Origin of the sequence: Actinotalea ferrariae (genome assembly GCF_019733465.1) — a bacterium.
Taxonomy (GTDB): domain Bacteria; phylum Actinomycetota; class Actinomycetes; order Actinomycetales; family Cellulomonadaceae; genus Actinotalea; species Actinotalea ferrariae_A.
Genome location: NZ_JACVQL010000052.1, coordinates 1 through 14,711 on the forward strand (window position 1 = coordinate 1; position 14,711 = coordinate 14,711).

The following is a 14,711-nucleotide window of genomic DNA, read 5'->3' on the forward strand; positions in this document are numbered from 1 at the left end:
GACGTGCACCGGCGCGCGGGTCGCCTCGGCTCGGCGCTGACCGCGACGACGCGGGCGCACGAGCTGGCGCGGCGGATCGGCGTGCGCACGCCGGCGCTCCTCGCGGCCGTCCACCCGCTGCCCCTGACCGCGCGCGAGCGCGAGATCGTCACGCTCGCGGCGCGCGGGCTCAGCAACCGGGAGATCGCGGAGCGGCTCACCGTGTCCGTGCGCACCGCCGAGGGACACCTCTACCGGGCCGGCCAGAAGCTCGGGGTCTCGGACCGGGCCCAGCTCGCCGGTGTGCTCGCGGAGCCGGGGGAGTCCCGGGCGCCCGAACCCGAGTAGCCGGCTACTCGCGTCGGCGGGCGGCGGGCGGCGCAGGCTCGGCTCACCGACGACCCGAGGAGGACCTCATGACCGCCACGTACGTGCGTCCCGACGACGGCACGCACCACCGCATGATCGACGGCGACCACGTCGCCAAGGCGACCGTCGAGGCGGCCGACCCCGGCTTCGAGGTCTTCGTCGTCCACGCGTCCGCGACGCCGCCCGCGCCGCAGCACGTCTCGCCCTGGAGCGGCGTGCTCTACGTGCTGTCCGGGACGGTGACCGTGCAGTCGGACGGGTTCACGGGCGACGTCGGCCCGGGCGGGGCCGTGGTGCTGCCGGCGGGGACCTCGTGCACGTTCCACGTCGCCGAGGGCACGGCGGACTTCCTCGCCGTGACCTCCGGTACCGGTGCGGGCCGCTTCTTCGCGGAGATGGCGTCGACCGTGCCCGCGGACCGGCTCGACGAGGAGGCGTTCGGCGCGATGGCGGCCGTGGCCGCGCGGCACGGCGTCGAGCTCGCCGGCGTGTGAGACGGGTGTGAGACCGGTGTGACCGCCGTGCCCGGCGGCGGCTCGGCCCTACGCTTCGACGCGAGCGCCCCGTCCGGGCGCACACCCGGAGCCCGCGCAGCGCGGCGGAGGGTCGGCGCGTCGTCGGTCGGAGGGCACGTGAGGGCTGTCGTCTACGAGCGGTACGGGGGCCCGGAGGTGCTCCGGATCGCCGACGTGCCCACGCCGAGTCCCGCTCCCGGGCAGGCCCTGGTGAGGGTCGAGGCGACGTCGATCAACCTCAGCGACTGGGAGGGGCTCCGCGGCTCGCCCTTCTACGCGCGGCTCGGTGGCCTGCGCGCGCCGCGGCGGCACACGCTGGGCTCGGACATCGCCGGAACGGTCGAGGCCGTGGGCGACGGGGTCACGCGGTTCGCGCTGGGCGACGAGGTCTACGGCGACAACCTCACGCTCATGGGCGGCTTCGCCGAGTACGCCGTGGTCGGCGAGGCGGCGCTGGCCGTCAAGCCCGCGGGGCTGACCTTCGCCCAGGCGTCGACCATCCCGCAGGCGGGCGCGATCGCGCTGCAGGGGACCGCCGGCGCCGCGGCGGGCCGTCGGGTCCTCGTCAACGGCGCCGGTGGCGGGACCGGCTCCTTCGCGATCCAGCTGGCCAAGCGCCTCGGCGCGCACGTCACCGGCGTCGACAACGCGCACAAGCTCGACTTCATGCGGGCGCTCGGCGCCGACGACGTGATCGACTACCGCCAGGCGGACTTCACCCGCGCGCGGGAGCCGTTCGACTCCGTCCTCGACCTCGTCGCGCACCGGTCCGTCTTCGCCTACCGGCGGGCGCTCGCACCGGGCGGCAGCTATCGGGTCGTCGGCGGGTCCACCCGGACGCTCCTGCGGGTCGCCACACTGGGGGCAGCCGCGGGCCGGCTCACCGGCCGCTCCCTCGGCGTGCTGCTCGTCAAGCCGGGCCCCGCGCACTTCCAGCCGCTCGCCGAGCGCTGCGCCGCGGGCGAGATCACGATCCACATCGACCGCACCGTCGGGCTCGACGAGGTCCCCGAGGCGCTCGCGCACGTCGGTGCGGGACGCGCCCTCGGCAAGGTGGTCGTCACGCCGCGCTGAGGCCGGCCGGGGCGGCCGCGAGAACCGGCGCGCTCACTCGTCGGACGTGAACCGCTCGCGGACGAGGTGGACGAGCCGACCGGTGTTGACGGTCCACCCGACGCCGATCGCGCGCGGACCGACGAGCCGACCCTCCGGGTCCCAGTTCGCCGCCCGGAGGCGCGCCATCGTCGGCCGACGGAAGTCGTAGGGCACGACGCCGGCCACGACGCCGTGCCAGGTGCGCTGGTCCGCGGGCAGGCGCAGCTCCCGGACGACGGCGATGACGGCGAGAGCGAGCGTGACGAGCCGGACGACGCCCTGCACGCCGCGCTTCTTGCGGCGCGCCTCGTCGCCGTGCTTCTTGCGGCGCGCCTCGTCGCCGGGCTTCTTCGGCTCGACGGCGATGCTGGCGGCCGCCGCGTCCGCCCGCGCCTTCCGACGTCGCCGCATCAGGACGGTGGACACGATCTTCGCGCCGACGACGGCGCCTGCGAGCGAGTACTGCACCTGGCGGCTCATGGTGAGCACCTGCCTCCCGGGCGGAACTGGGGTCCGCCCCGATTCTCCGCGCGGAACCCTCAGCCGCCAAGGGCGAACGCCGTTCGACCTGGCGGACGCCCTCGGCGGCCGCTCGCAGCTCAGGCGGCCGGGAAGGCGCGGGCGAGCGCCCGGTGGACCGCGTCGACGTCGTGCTCGGTCAGGGCTCCGGGTGCGACGAGACGTTCGCCCAGCTTCTTGGGCCACAGCACGGCGACCCCGTCGATGACGAACGAGCCGCCGAAGAGCGGCCAGTCCGCCTCGACGAAGCACAGGGCACCGTGCACCGGGACGTCGGCGTACCCGGCGCCGTCGAGAGCCGCCCGCACGAGGCCGGTCTGCTTGTGCATGCCCTCGACCAGGCGTGTGCATTCGCGCGATCCGACGACGAGCTTCTCGACGCGCGGCCGGAAGAGCCCGCCCTCCACGCGCAACGACGGGCGGCCCTTGTAGCGCTTGGCGTCGATGACGTGGACGCCGCTCGAGGCGACGGCGACGTGGTCGATGTTGGCCCGGGTGCGGGGGATGCGGCGGTCGTGGAGGAGGTGGACGCCTCTTCCCGCCAGGCGGTCGAGGCCGGCGGCGAGAAGTTCTTCGCCACGCGCGCCGCGCGCCCACGCGGTCGTGCTCTGCGGCTCGTCGGTGATCGCGAGGATGAGCCCACCGAGCCGCGGGTGCTTCTCGCGGATCCGCGCCTCGCGCTTGGCGGACCGCCGCTCGTACTCGCGTCGAGCCGACGAGCCGGCCGTGCCCGCCTCGACGACTTCCGGCTCCGAGGCGGGCACGGGCTCAGCGATGGTCTCGAGTGGCTCGACGGGCGCCGTCGAGGGCGCCGCCTCCGCAGGTGCGGCGGCGTCCCCGGGGCACTGGAGGCAGCGCACCGTCTTGCTCACCCTGATGTACGTCGCCCGGGTCCCCGCGTCGATCGCCGCTCCGCATGCCTCGCACGTGCCCGCGTAGCGCAGGCGCATGACCTTGGAGAGCGCGGCCGCTTCGTCGGGCGTCGTCGTCATGACACCCCATCGGCCGTCAGGCTCCTGTGCTGGAGGTCTCGGTCGGAGGAAGTGCTCGGGCAGCCAGCGCCTCGGAGCCCTGGGCGAGGACGGTCACATCGGCGCCCACGAGGATGAACGATGCGCCGGCGTCGACGTACTCGCGGGCCGCCGCAGGGTCGAAGGCGTTGACGCCGACGGGCGTGCCCGCCGCCCGGACCGCCTCGAACGTGCGGTGGACGGCGGCGATGACGTCCGGGTGACGCTGCTGCCCGAGCAGTCCCATCGACGCCGAGAGGTCGGACGGGCCGACGAAGACGCCGTCCACCCCGTCGACCGCCGCGATCTCGCCCGCCGCCTCGACGCCGTCGGCCGTCTCGACCTGGACGAGGAGCGAGACGTGCTCGTCGGCGTCGGCCAGGTAGTTCTCGACCCGGTTCCAGCGTGCCGAGCGCGACAGCGCCGAGCCGACGCCGCGGCGGCCGCGCGGCGGGTAGCGCGCAGCCTCGACGGCGGCACGCGCCTCGGCGGCCGACGAGACCATCGGCACGAGCACGTTCTGCGCACCCAGGTCGAGGACCTGCTTGAGCATCACCGGGTCGTTCGACGGCACGCGCACGACCGGCGTGATCGGGTACGCGGCGACCGCCTGGAGCTGCGCGAGCACCGACTCGAGCCCGTTGGGCGAGTGCTCCATGTCGACGAGCAGCCAGTCCAGGCCGGACCCGGCGCAGATCTCGGCCACCACCGGGCTGCCCGAGCACACCCACATCCCCACGAGCGGACGCCCTTCCGGCCGCGCGGCCAGCGCGTCGCGGAACGTCGGGCTCAGATGAAGCGGCATGAGACCGTCCCCAGCTCTCGGAAGTCGGCGCACACGAGGTCGCCCGGGTGCACCCACATCGGACGCGTGAACGAGCCGGCCAGCACGAGCTCCCCGGCCTCGAGCCGCTCGCCGTGCTGCGCGAGCTTGGTCGCGAGCCAGGCGACGCCCAGCGCCGGGTGGCCGAGGACGGCGGCCGCGACGCCCGACTCCTCGACGTCCTCGCCCCGGTGCAGCAGCGCCGCGACCCAGCGCAGGTCGACGTCGTGCGGGTCCGCCCAGGTGTCGCCGACGACCATGCCGCCCATCGCCGCGTTGTCGCTGATGGTGTCGACGATCGTGCGGCCGGCGAGCTCGATGCGCGAGGAGAGGATCTCCATCGCCGGGACCACGTACTCGGTCGCACGCAGCACGTCGTCGACGGTCGCGCCGGCCTCGACCGGCGCTGCCAGGCGGAACGCGAGCTCGACCTCAACCCGGACGTTCGAGTACCGCGCGTGCTCGATCTCGGTACCGCTGGCGAAGACCATGTCCTCGAAGATCGCCCCGTAGTCCGGCTCGTCGATGCCCGTCGCGGCCTGCATGACCTTCGAGGTCAGGCCGATCTTGTGGCCCACGAGCCGCCGGCCGGCCGCGACGCCGCGCCGGCGCCACTCGGCCTGCACGGCGTAGGCGTCCTCGACCGTCATGCCCGGGTGGCGCGCCGTGAGCAGCGGCACGGTCGTCCGGTCGCGCTCGGCGGCCGCGAGCTCGTCGGCGATCGCCGCGACGGCGTGGGCCCCCAGCGTGCCGCGCCCCGGCGCCGGCCCGCTCACAGCTGGTGGCCCAGCTTGTACTCGCCCTGCTTCCAGCTGGGCAGCGCCTCGGCCTCGTCCTCCGGGCGCGTGTAGGAGAACCCGTCGGCGCCGATCGTCACCGCCATCTCGCTCGTGTCCGTGCGCGCGGCGACGGGCTGGGGGTTGCCGTCGAGGTCGAGCACCAGGGACGCCTCGGTGTACCAGGACGGGACCACGGCGTTGCCCCACCAGTCGCGCCGCTGGTTGTCGTGCACGTCCCACGTGACCACCGGGTTGTCCGGGTCGCCCGTGTAGTAGTCCTGCGTGTAGATCTCGACGCGGTGACCGTCCGGGTCGCGCAGGTACAGGTAGAACGCGTTCGAGACGCCGTGCCGCCCCGGCCCGCGCTCGATCCGGTCCGAGAGCCGCAGCGCCCCGAGCTTGTCGCAGATCGCGATGATGTTGTGCTTCTCGTGGGTCGCGAACGCGACGTGGTGCATGCGCGGCCCGTCGCCGCCGGTCATCGCCGTGTCGTGCACCGTGGGCTTGCGCCGCATCCACGCCGCGTACTGCGTGCCCTCGGCGTCCTGGATGTCCTCGGTGACGCGGAAGCCGAGGCCCTCCATGAAGGCGACGGCGCGCGGGACGTCGGGCGTGACCTGGTTGAAGTGGTCGAGCCGCACGAGCGCACCGGGGGTGTGCAGGTCGTAGCGCCAGGCAAGCCGCTCGACGTGCTGCACGTCGTGGAAGAACTCGTACGGGAAGCCGAGCGGGTCCTCGACGCGCACCGAGTCCCCGACGCCGCGCACGAAGCCCTCCGTGCGGCGCTCCACCCGGCACCCGAGCTCGGCGTAGAACGCGACCGCCCGGTCGAGGTCCTCGGGCGCCCGCACGCGGTAGGAGAACGCGGCCGCGGCAGCGACCGGCCCCTGGCGCAGCACGAGGTTGTGGTGGATGAACTCCTCGAGCGTGCGCAGGTAGACGGTGCTCTCGTCCTCCTCGGTGACCACGAGCCCGAGCACGTCGACGTAGAACGCGCGCGACGCCGCGAGGTCGGTCACGACGAGCTCCATCGAGGCGCACCGCAGGATGTCCGGTGGCGGCGCGACCGGCGTCGGGATGCGGCCCGTGGGGGAGGGGGTGCTCACGTCGGCGTTCCTCTCACTCGTCCGCGACCGCGGCGACGTCGTCGGGCGTGGCCCGCGGTGCCTTCCCGAAGGTCGGGTTGTGCGCCTCGCCGAGCGTCACGTGGACGGCCTGCTGGTGGGTGTAGAAGTCGATCGACCGGTACCCGCCCTCGTGCCCGAGGCCGGACGCCTTGACCCCGCCGAACGGCGTGCGCAGGTCGCGCACGTTGTTGCTGTTGAGCCACACCATCCCGGCGTCGACCGCCTGGGAGAACGTGTGCGCGCGCCGCAGGTCGTTGGTCCAGACGTAGGCGGCCAGGCCGTACCGCACGCCGTTGGCCAGGGCGAGCGCCTCCTCGTCGGTGTCGAACGGCGTGATCGCGACGACGGGCCCGAAGATCTCCTCCTGGAAGATGCGCGCCTCGCGCGGGACGTCGGCGAAGACGGTCGGCGCCACGTAGTTGCCGGTCGGGAGGCCCTCGGGCCGCCCACCGCCCGCGACGAGCCGGCCCTCGGTCTTCCCGATCTCGACGTAGCGCATGACCTTGTCGTAGTGCTCCGGGTGCACGAGTGCGCCGACCTCGGTGGCCGGCTCGTGCGGCGGGCCGACGACGACGCGCGCGGCCTGGGCTGCGTAGCGCTCGACGAACTCGTCGTACACCTCACGCTGAACGAGGATGCGGCTGCCCGCGGTGCAGCGCTCCCCGTTGAGCGAGAACACCCCGAAGATCGTCGCGTCGATCGCCGCGTCGAGGTCGGCGTCGGCGAAGACGACGGCAGGCGACTTGCCGCCGAGCTCCATCGACAGGCCCTTGAGGTGCGGGGCGGCGTTGGCGAAGATCACCTGCCCCGTGCGGCTCTCGCCGGTGAAGGAGATGAGCGGCACGTCCGGGTGCCTGACCAGCGCGTCGCCGGCCTCCTCGCCCAGGCCGTGGACGAGGTTGAACACGCCGCGCGGCAGCCCGGCCTCCTCGAAGATGCCCGCCCACAGCGACGCCGAGAGCGGCGTGAACTCGGCCGGCTTGAGCACGACCGTGTTGCCCGTGGCGAGCGCCGGGCCGAGCTTCCAGGACTCGAGCATGAACGGCGTGTTCCACGGCGTGATGAGCCCCGCGACGCCGATCGGCTTGCGGTTGACGTAGTTGATCTGGCGGCCTGGCACCTTGAAGGCGTCGTCGGCCTGCGCCACGACGAGGTCGGCGAAGAAGCGGAAGTTCTCCGCCGCGCGCCGGGCCTGCCCGAGCGCCTGCGTGATGGGCAGGCCCGAGTCGAAGCTCTCGAGCTCGGCGAGCCGGGCGTCGCGGGACTCGACGATGTCCGCGACCCGGTGCAGCACGCGCGAGCGCTCGCGCGGCAGCATCCGCGGCCACGGCCCTTCCTCGAACGCTCGCCGTGCCGCCGCGACCGCGCGGTCGACGTCGGCCTGCTTGCCTGCCGCGGCGTGCAGGTAGGTCTCGTTCGTCGTCGGGTCGAGCACCTCGAACGTCGCGCCGTCGGTGGAGTCGACGTGCTCGCCCTCGACGTAGTGCCGGACGCGGTCCGGCAGGTCGGCCGGCACGTGCGGTGGCCTGTCGCTCATGCGTGCGCTCCCGGGTGCTCGTGGTTCAGGTAGGCGGCGAGGGTCGCCGAGCGGTGCGCGCGGGCGGCGCGCTCGACGTCGGCCGGCGGGGCGCCGGCCTCGATGAGGCGGACGATCTCCTCGTGCTCGCGCACCGACTCCTGCGCGCGGCCGGGCACGAACGTGAAGGTCGAGTCCCGCAGGCGGCCGAGCCGGGCCCACTCCGTCGTCACGAGCTCGAGCAGGCGCGGGTTCGGGCACGGGGCGAACAGGACCGCGTGGAACTCCTGGTTGAGCGCCGTGAACGCGTGTGGGTCGAAGTCGTCGAGGCCCGCGACGAGGCGGCGGTTGACCTCGCGCGCGCGGCGCAGGTCGGCCTCGGTCAGGTGTGGCGCGGCGAGGGCGGTGGCGGCGCCCTCGAGCAGGGCGAGCGTCCCCATGCTGTGCCGGTACTGCGAGTCGTCGATCATCGCGACGTGCGCCCCGACGTTGCGCTCGAACGTCACGAGCCCCTGCGCCTCGAGCCGGCGGATCGCCTCGCGCACCGGGACCACGCTCATGTCGAGCTCCGCCGCGATCGCGGCGAGCACGAGGCGGTAGCCCGGCGTGTACTCGCGCGTGACGATGCGCTCGTGCAGCCACGCGTAGGCGCGCTGCGACTTGCTCGTCGCCACGGCGGTCTGGGCCTCGGTCGACGTCGTCATCGGCTCGCGCGCCACGCGTCGTACCTCGCCCTCCACGTGGCGTCCATCGGGAACAGGCCCTCGACCGCGTGGCCCGCCGCGACCTGCTCGGCGATCCACGCGTCCTCCTCCTCCTGGGCGAGCGCCGCGTCCGCGACCTCCTCGACCAGCGCGGGCGGGATGACGACGACGCCGTCGCGGTCGCCGACGACGACGTCGCCCGGCTGCACCGTCGCGCCCCCGCAGGCCACGGTGACGTCGGCGTCCCAGGGCACGTGCCGCCGGCCGAGGACGGCGGGGTGGGCACCACGGCAGTACACGGGGAGGCCGACGGCGGCGACGGCGTCGTGGTCCCGCACGCCGCCGTCGGTGACGATCCCGGCGGCGCCGCGCGCGTCGGCGCGCAGGGCCAGGATGTCGCCGAGCGTGCCGGAGCCCGTCTCGCCCCGCGCCTCGATGACGAGCACCTCGCCCTCGCCCACCGTGTCGAACGCGCGCTTCTGCGCGTTGTAGCCGCCGCCGTGGCTCGCGAACAGGTCCTCGCGGAAGGGCACGAAGCGCAGGGTCCGCGCGGTGCCGACCAGCTTCGCGCCCGGGTGCATCGGGTGCACGCCGTCGATGCTCACCGCGTCGAGGCCGCGTCGGCGCAGCTGCGCGCTCAGCGCGGCGACCGGGGCGCGGACCAGCTTCTCGCGCAGCTCGGGGGTGAGACGGAACTGCTCGTCCGCGGGCGCGGGCTCCGGGTCGAGCCCGGCCGCGGCGCGCGATCCCCACGCCTCGGCACGCTGGACGTCGTCGGCCGCGGGCAGCGAGCCGAGGTCGGCGTCGAAGGCGTTCTCGCCCTGGACGACGGTGGTGACGAGCCGGCCGGTGCTCGGCGCGCCCGGGGCGTCCGGTGCGTCGACCTCGACCTCGACGACGTCGCCCGGCACGAGGACCGACGACCCGGCCGGGGTGCCCGTGAGGACGACGTCGCCCGGCTCGAGCGTGAGGTGCTGCGAGAGGTCGGCGACCAGCTGGGCGAGCGGGAAGAGCAGCCCGGAGGTGGCGCCCTCCTGGCGCAGCTCGCCGTTGACCCACGTGCGCACGCGCAGCGCGCCGGGGTCGACCCCGCGCGCGTCGATCAGGCCGGGGCCGATCGGCGTGAACCCGTCGCCGCCCTTGGACCGCACGTTGGAGCCCTTGTCGTTCGCGCGCAGGTCGTAGAGGCCCAGGTCGTTCGCGGCCGTGACCCAGCCGACGTGGTCCCACGCCCGGTCCAGCGGCACGCGCCGCGCCGCGGTGCCGATGACGAGCGCGATCTCGCCCTCGAACGCGAGCAGCTCGGTGCCGGCCGGCCGCTCGACGGTCCCGCCCGACGCGGCGACCGAGCTCGACGGCTTGAGGAAGTACGAGGGGTGGGCGGGCCGGCGGCCGCGCTGGTCCGCGCGGGAGGCGTAGCTGAGGTGGACGGCGATGACCTTGCCAGGGCGCTGGGGGAGGGCCCCGAACCGCGCGTCGCTCATGAGCTCACGCTCGCGATCTCCTCGTAGAACGGGGCGACGACGTCGCCGGAGATCCGCAGGTCGAGCAGCAGGAACGGCCGCTCGTCCACCGGGCGGGCGGACCACGCGGCGAGCGCGTCGAGGTCCTCGACCGCGCGCACCGCGACGCCCTCCGCGCCCATCGCCGTCGCCAGCCCGGCGAAGTCGACGTCGGGGATGAGCATCGGCTCGCGCGCCAGGCCCTTGCGGCCGTAGTGGTGCACCTCGGCGCCGTACGCGCCGTCGTTCCACACGACGGCGATCCCGCGGCCGCCCGCGACGCGCACGGCGGACTCGAGGTCGGACAGCGCCATGAGGCCGCCGCCGTCGCCGGTCGTGAGCACCACGGTCGCCTCGGGCCGCGCGAGCGCCGCCCCGACCACGCTCGGGAAGCCGAGGCCGATCGCCTGGAACGCGGTGCCGACCATGGCCATGCGGTCGGGCGAGGCGACCGGCCAGTACATGTTCGACCAGCCGAGGAAGTGCCCGCCGTCGGAGACGACGACGCGGTCCTCGGGCAGCAGCTCGGCGAGGCGTGCGGCGGCCGACCGCGGGTCCAGCCGCCCGTCCGGGGCCGTCCCGTCGCCCGGGTGGTGCCGGCGTGCGGTTGCGACGTCGACCGACTCGCGCCAGCCGCTGGGCGCCGCGCCGAGCGCGAGCAGCTCGGCGTGCACGGCCTCGGCGACGACCGCGACGTCCCCACGCACGTACCCGCCGACGTGCGGGTGCGTGGCGGCGGGTGCGACGTCCACCTGGAAGATGCGCGTGCCCGGCGCGAACAGCCGGCCGAACCGCATCGTGAACTGGTTGAGCGACGCACCCAGCACGACGGCGACGTCGGCCTCGCCCACGAGCGCCATCGCGCCGTCCGCGCCGAACCCGCCCGCGACGCCCAGGTCGAACTCGGGCCGGGGGAAGACGCCCCGCCCGAGCGCCGACGTCGTCGTGAGCGCCCCCGTCGCGTCGGCCAGCGCGCCGAGCACCTTGCCCGCGTCGGCGACCCACGCGCCGCGCCCCGCGAGCAGGAGCGGCCGCTGCGCGGACGCGAGCGCCGCGGCGATCTCGCGGACGACGCCGTGGCTGAAGGGTCCGCGCGGCTCGAGCGGCGCGGGCAGGTGCGGCGCGAGCGTCTCGGGGACCGGTCCGGCGTCGAGCGTGGCGACGTCGTAGGGGATCGCCAGCACGGTGGGGACGCGGTAGGTGAGCGCCTGCTCGACGGCGATGACCGTGGTCGCGGCGGCGTCGGCGCGGCCGACGGTGTAGGTGCGGGCGCCGACGGCCGACGCCATCGCGATCTGGTCGACGTCCCACGGGCGCGGGCCCGACGTCGGCTCGTCCCCGACCACGAGCACGAGCGGCACGTGCGCCTGCACGGCCTCGGCGAGTGCGGTGAGCGTGTTGGTGAAGCCCGCGCCGTACGTCGTCGTCGCCGCGGCGAGCCGCCCGCACGTGCGGTGGAAGGTGTCGGCGGCCACGACGGCCCCGGCCTCGTGCCGCACCGCGGTGAAGCGGGCGCCGGTCTGACGCCCGAGGGCGTCGAGGAAGTACGCGTTGCCGTTGCCCATGACGCCGAAGACGTGGTCGACGTGCAGGGCGAGCGTGACGGCGACGTGCGCGGAGACCGTCGGCATGTGCGACTCCAGGGACCGGTGACCGCAGGGCGTCGTTGCCGCTGCGCAGCGTGATCATATACGATCCGAGCGCCTCGACACCGGCGTCAGGGGAGCCCGTCATGCAGTTCCACCACCACGGCTACGTCTCGGGCGACCCGCGCGTGCAGCCGGCAGCCGGCGTCGGGCTCGACCGGCCGGAGGAGCTTCCCGACGAGGTCGACGTGCTCATCGTGGGTGCCGGTCCGGCCGGGATGATCGCGGCCGCACAGCTCTCGCAGTTCCCGCACCTCGTCACGCGCATCGTCGACCGCCGCGACGGACGCCTGCGGGTCGGCCAGGCCGACGGCATCCAGGCCCGCAGCGTCGAGACCTTCCAGGCGTTCGGGTTCGCCGGGCGGATCGCCGAGGAGGCGTACCGCATCACGGAGATGTGCTTCTGGCGCCCGGACCCGCGCGACCCCTCGCGGATCGTGCGCGGCGAGCGCCCGCCCGACGACCCCACGGGCATCAGCGAGTTCCCGCACCTCATCGTCAACCAGGCCCGCGTGCTCGACTACTTCGCCGAGTACATGGCGCACTCCCCGAGCCGCATGGCGCCCGACTTCGGCTACGAGTTCGTCGGCCTCGAGCGCACCGACGAGGGCGACCACCCCGTGACCGTCACGCTGCTGCGCACCGCCGGGGAGCGCGCGGGCGAGGAGACGGTGGTCCGGGCCAGGTACGTGCTGGGGGCGGACGGCGCTCGCAGCCGGGTCCGCGCGTCCATCGGCTGCAGCATGCGCGGGGACCAGGCGTTCCACGCGTGGGGCGTCATGGACGTCCTGGCCGTCACGGACTTCCCCGACATCCGGCTCAAGTGTGCGATCCAGTCCGGCGAGGGCGGGAACATCCTGCTCATCCCGCGCGAGGGCGGGCACCTGTTCCGCATGTACGTGGACCTGGGCGAGGTCGGCCCGGACGACCACCACGCCGTGCGGGCCACCACGATCGACCAGATCATCGCGAGGGCGAACGAGATCCTGCACCCCTACACGCTCGACGTGCGCGACGTCGCCTGGCACAGCGTCTACGAGGTCGCGCACCGCGTGACCGACCGGTTCGACGACGTGCCGGCGGACAAGGTCGGCACGCGGACCCCGCGGGTCTTCATCGCCGGCGACGCCTGCCACACGCACAGCGCCAAGGCGGGCCAGGGCATGAACGTCTCGATGCAGGACGGCTTCAACCTCGCCTGGAAGCTCGGCTACGTGCTCTCGGGCCGGAGCCCGGAGAGCCTGCTCGGGACCTACTCGGCCGAGCGGCAGGTGGTCGCCCAGGCGCTGATCGACTTCGACAAGGAGTGGTCGACGCTCATGGCGAAGAAGCCGGGTGAGCTCGACGACCCGGCCGAGGTCGCGGCGTTCTACGTGCGCACCACCGAGTTCCTGTTCGGGTTCATGACGCAGTACGCGCCGTCGATGGTCGTCGCCGAGCCGACCCACCAGGCGCTCGCGAGCGGGTTCCCGATCGGCAAGCGGTTCCGGTCCGTCCCGGTGGTGCGGGTGGCCGACGGCAACCCGCTGCACCTGGGGCACCAGCACCGGGCCGACGGACGGTGGCGCGTGTACGCGTTCGCCGACGTGGACGCCCCGGCGCCGGGATCGGCGCTCGCGCGCTGGGCGGCGTGGATGGACGAGGCTGCGGACTCCCCGGTGCAGGCACACACGCCCGCCGGCGCCGAACGGGACAGCGTGCTCGACGTCAGGCTCGTGCTCCAGCAGCCGCACGTCGACGTCGACGTCACGCAGGTGCCGCGGCTGTTCCTGCCCCGGACCGGTCCGTTCGAGCTGATCGACTACGAGAAGGTGTTCGCCGCGGACCCCGCCGAGGACATCTTCGACGTGCGCGGCGTCGACCGGGGCGGCTGCGTCGTCGTCGTGCGACCGGACCAGTACGTCGCCGCCGTCCTGCCGCTCGCGGCGACCGAGGAGCTCGCCGCGTTCTTCCGGCAGCACCTCCTCGTGCTCGACGTTCAGACGAGCAGGTCCTCGGCCTGATCGGCGTCGCCGAGGACCACGCGGTCCCGCCCGGCCACCTTGGCCTCGTAGAGCGCGGCGTCGGCCACGGCGTAGAGGCGGTCGAGGCCGTCGGCCTCGACCATGTGCGCGATACCGATGCTCACCGTCACCGGAATGCCCCCGGCCGGCCCGGGGAGCGGGTTCTCGCGGACGACGGCGTGCACGGCTCGCGCGCGCTCGGCCACGCCGGCCCGGTGGCCGGGCAGCAGGATCGCCAGCTCGTCCCCGCCGATGCGCGCGACCGTGTCGCTGCTGCGCACGACGGACCGGACGAGCCGGGCGACGTGCACGAGGGCGGCGTCGCCGACGGGGTGGCCGTAGGTGTCGTTGAGCTGCTTGAAGCAGTCGACGTCGACGAGGACGAGTCCGATGCCCTCGGTGGGCGCGGAGGAGCGCCGCTTGGCCGCTGTGCCTGCCTCGACACGCAGGAGCTCCGCCGACTGCTCCAGGACACGCCGGGTCGCCAGACCCGTCAACGCGTCGCTCGACGCCGCCTCGTTGAGCCGGTGGACGAGTCGGTCCTGGTGGCGGCCGGCTGTCAGCAGCGCCGTGGTGGTCATCACGACGACCGCCGCCATGGACACCATGTCGGCGGCCGCCGGCTCGGGTGGCTGGGTCGAGAGGATCACGGTCGACGACCCGGCGAGCGTGAGCGCTGCGATGCTCCACGCGACGCCGCGGCGCAGGTGCGCGGCCGCGAAGATCACCGGGAACATGAACCAGGCGAGACCGCCGAAGGAGAAGTTCGCGGCCAACGTCGACGTCGTCGTGTTGACCACGAGCGCGACGAGGCACAGCGCCGTGTACGCCGGCCCGGGCACGAGGTTCGGGCGGCGGTGCAGGAGCAGCGCCAGCCCGAGCATGACCAGCGTGCCGAACGCCGTCCACGCGACGCTCGCCGGTGAGCCCTGGTCCGAGCCGAGAAGCCGAGGAAGGATCTCGAGCATGACGGTGGCCACGCCGCCGACCAGACACATGACCGAGGCCGTCCGGCTCGCGGCGGCGGCATCGCGGGGGCCGAACAGCTCACGGAGGTGCACGTCCGTCTATCGGCACCGCGGGGCGTGGCTGCAGAGTTCGGCGCCACGTGACCTGTGGGAGGA

General features: G+C 74.2%; 14 protein-coding genes. 4 read left to right on the forward strand and 10 right to left on the reverse strand.

From position 1 onward, the window contains the following. From ICW40_RS04755 to ICW40_RS04765, 3 genes are all read left to right on the forward strand, one after another. The coding region (locus tag ICW40_RS04755) for a response regulator transcription factor (protein WP_221652689.1) at window positions 1-327 on the forward strand (327 nt) is incomplete at its 5' end. A 68-nt stretch (window positions 328-395) separates the two neighbouring features. Further along, window positions 396-842, forward strand: a complete 447-nt coding sequence (locus ICW40_RS04760) for a cupin domain-containing protein (RefSeq protein WP_221652690.1) — start codon at window positions 396-398, stop codon at window positions 840-842. A gap of 138 nt (window positions 843-980) precedes the next feature. Beyond that, on the forward strand, window positions 981-1,937 hold the full coding sequence (locus ICW40_RS04765; RefSeq protein WP_221652691.1) for an NAD(P)-dependent alcohol dehydrogenase: 957 nt from the start codon (window positions 981-983) through the stop codon (window positions 1,935-1,937). A gap of 33 nt (window positions 1,938-1,970) precedes the next feature. Here the strand turns inward: ICW40_RS04765 and ICW40_RS20755 are convergent, their stop codons facing one another. From ICW40_RS20755 to ICW40_RS04810, 9 genes are all read right to left on the reverse strand, one after another. Next, window positions 1,971-2,438: a hypothetical protein gene (locus ICW40_RS20755; RefSeq protein WP_260458793.1), complete on the reverse strand. Its 468-nt coding sequence runs from the start codon at window positions 2,436-2,438 to the stop codon at window positions 1,971-1,973. A gap of 119 nt (window positions 2,439-2,557) precedes the next feature. Beyond that, window positions 2,558-3,469, reverse strand: coding sequence for a nuclease-related domain-containing protein (locus ICW40_RS04775; protein ID WP_260458794.1), 912 nt, complete (start codon window positions 3,467-3,469; stop codon window positions 2,558-2,560). 16 nt (window positions 3,470-3,485) lie between these two features. After that, window positions 3,486-4,292, reverse strand: coding sequence for an HpcH/HpaI aldolase family protein (locus tag ICW40_RS04780; RefSeq protein WP_221652692.1), 807 nt, complete (start codon window positions 4,290-4,292; stop codon window positions 3,486-3,488). Next, window positions 4,277-5,086 (reverse strand): fumarylacetoacetate hydrolase family protein, encoded by an 810-nt coding sequence (locus ICW40_RS04785; RefSeq protein ID WP_308121632.1) that lies wholly within the window; start codon window positions 5,084-5,086, stop codon window positions 4,277-4,279. The genes ICW40_RS04780 and ICW40_RS04785 overlap by 16 nt, the downstream gene beginning before the upstream one ends. Continuing rightward, a complete protein-coding gene (gene hpaD, locus ICW40_RS04790; protein ID WP_221652693.1) occupies window positions 5,083-6,195 on the reverse strand; it encodes a 3,4-dihydroxyphenylacetate 2,3-dioxygenase in 1,113 nt (370 codons plus the stop codon). Before hpaD ends, ICW40_RS04785 begins: the two co-directional genes overlap by 4 nt. 13 nt (window positions 6,196-6,208) lie before the next feature. Further along, window positions 6,209-7,753 (reverse strand): 5-carboxymethyl-2-hydroxymuconate semialdehyde dehydrogenase, encoded by a 1,545-nt coding sequence (hpaE, locus tag ICW40_RS04795; protein WP_221652694.1) that lies wholly within the window; start codon window positions 7,751-7,753, stop codon window positions 6,209-6,211. Beyond that, window positions 7,750-8,436 carry a GntR family transcriptional regulator gene (locus tag ICW40_RS04800; protein ID WP_221652723.1) on the reverse strand — a complete coding sequence of 229 codons (687 nt, stop codon included), beginning with the start codon at window positions 8,434-8,436 and terminating at the stop codon, window positions 7,750-7,752. The genes hpaE and ICW40_RS04800 overlap by 4 nt, the downstream gene beginning before the upstream one ends. Continuing rightward, entirely contained in the window at window positions 8,433-9,920 is a 1,488-nt protein-coding gene (locus ICW40_RS04805; protein WP_221652695.1) for a fumarylacetoacetate hydrolase family protein, read from the reverse strand. The genes ICW40_RS04800 and ICW40_RS04805 overlap by 4 nt, the downstream gene beginning before the upstream one ends. Continuing rightward, window positions 9,917-11,569, reverse strand: a complete 1,653-nt coding sequence (locus tag ICW40_RS04810) for a thiamine pyrophosphate-binding protein (RefSeq protein WP_221652696.1) — start codon at window positions 11,567-11,569, stop codon at window positions 9,917-9,919. The genes ICW40_RS04805 and ICW40_RS04810 overlap by 4 nt, the downstream gene beginning before the upstream one ends. Window positions 11,570-11,670: 101 nt before the next feature. Between ICW40_RS04810 and ICW40_RS04815 the strand changes: the two genes are divergently transcribed. After that, complete coding sequence (locus ICW40_RS04815) at window positions 11,671-13,587, forward strand: FAD-binding monooxygenase (RefSeq protein WP_221652697.1); 1,917 nt, start codon at window positions 11,671-11,673, stop codon at window positions 13,585-13,587. Here ICW40_RS04815 and ICW40_RS21430 read toward each other — a convergent pair. Continuing rightward, window positions 13,563-14,567: a GGDEF domain-containing protein gene (locus ICW40_RS21430; protein WP_221652698.1), complete on the reverse strand. Its 1,005-nt coding sequence runs from the start codon at window positions 14,565-14,567 to the stop codon at window positions 13,563-13,565. The genes ICW40_RS04815 and ICW40_RS21430 overlap by 25 nt on opposite strands. Window positions 14,568-14,711: the final 144 nt, after the last annotated feature.

What these genes read in the sequence shown, in the direction of transcription:
- ICW40_RS04815 (WP_221652697.1), top strand. Translation starts at nt 11,671, where the DNA reads ATGCAGTTCCACCACCACGGCTACGTCTCGGGCGACCCGCGCGTGCAG.
- ICW40_RS04800 (WP_221652723.1), bottom strand. Translation starts at nt 8,436, where the DNA reads ATGACGACGTCGACCGAGGCCCAGACCGCCGTGGCGACGAGCAAGTCG.
- hpaE (WP_221652694.1), bottom strand. Translation starts at nt 7,753, where the DNA reads ATGAGCGACAGGCCACCGCACGTGCCGGCCGACCTGCCGGACCGCGTC.
- ICW40_RS04810 (WP_221652696.1), bottom strand. Translation starts at nt 11,569, where the DNA reads ATGCCGACGGTCTCCGCGCACGTCGCCGTCACGCTCGCCCTGCACGTC.
- ICW40_RS04805 (WP_221652695.1), bottom strand. Translation starts at nt 9,920, where the DNA reads ATGAGCGACGCGCGGTTCGGGGCCCTCCCCCAGCGCCCTGGCAAGGTC.
- ICW40_RS20755 (WP_260458793.1), bottom strand. Translation starts at nt 2,438, where the DNA reads ATGAGCCGCCAGGTGCAGTACTCGCTCGCAGGCGCCGTCGTCGGCGCG.
- ICW40_RS04760 (WP_221652690.1), top strand. Translation starts at nt 396, where the DNA reads ATGACCGCCACGTACGTGCGTCCCGACGACGGCACGCACCACCGCATG.
- ICW40_RS04775 (WP_260458794.1), bottom strand. Translation starts at nt 3,469, where the DNA reads ATGACGACGACGCCCGACGAAGCGGCCGCGCTCTCCAAGGTCATGCGC.
- ICW40_RS04780 (WP_221652692.1), bottom strand. Translation starts at nt 4,292, where the DNA reads ATGCCGCTTCATCTGAGCCCGACGTTCCGCGACGCGCTGGCCGCGCGG.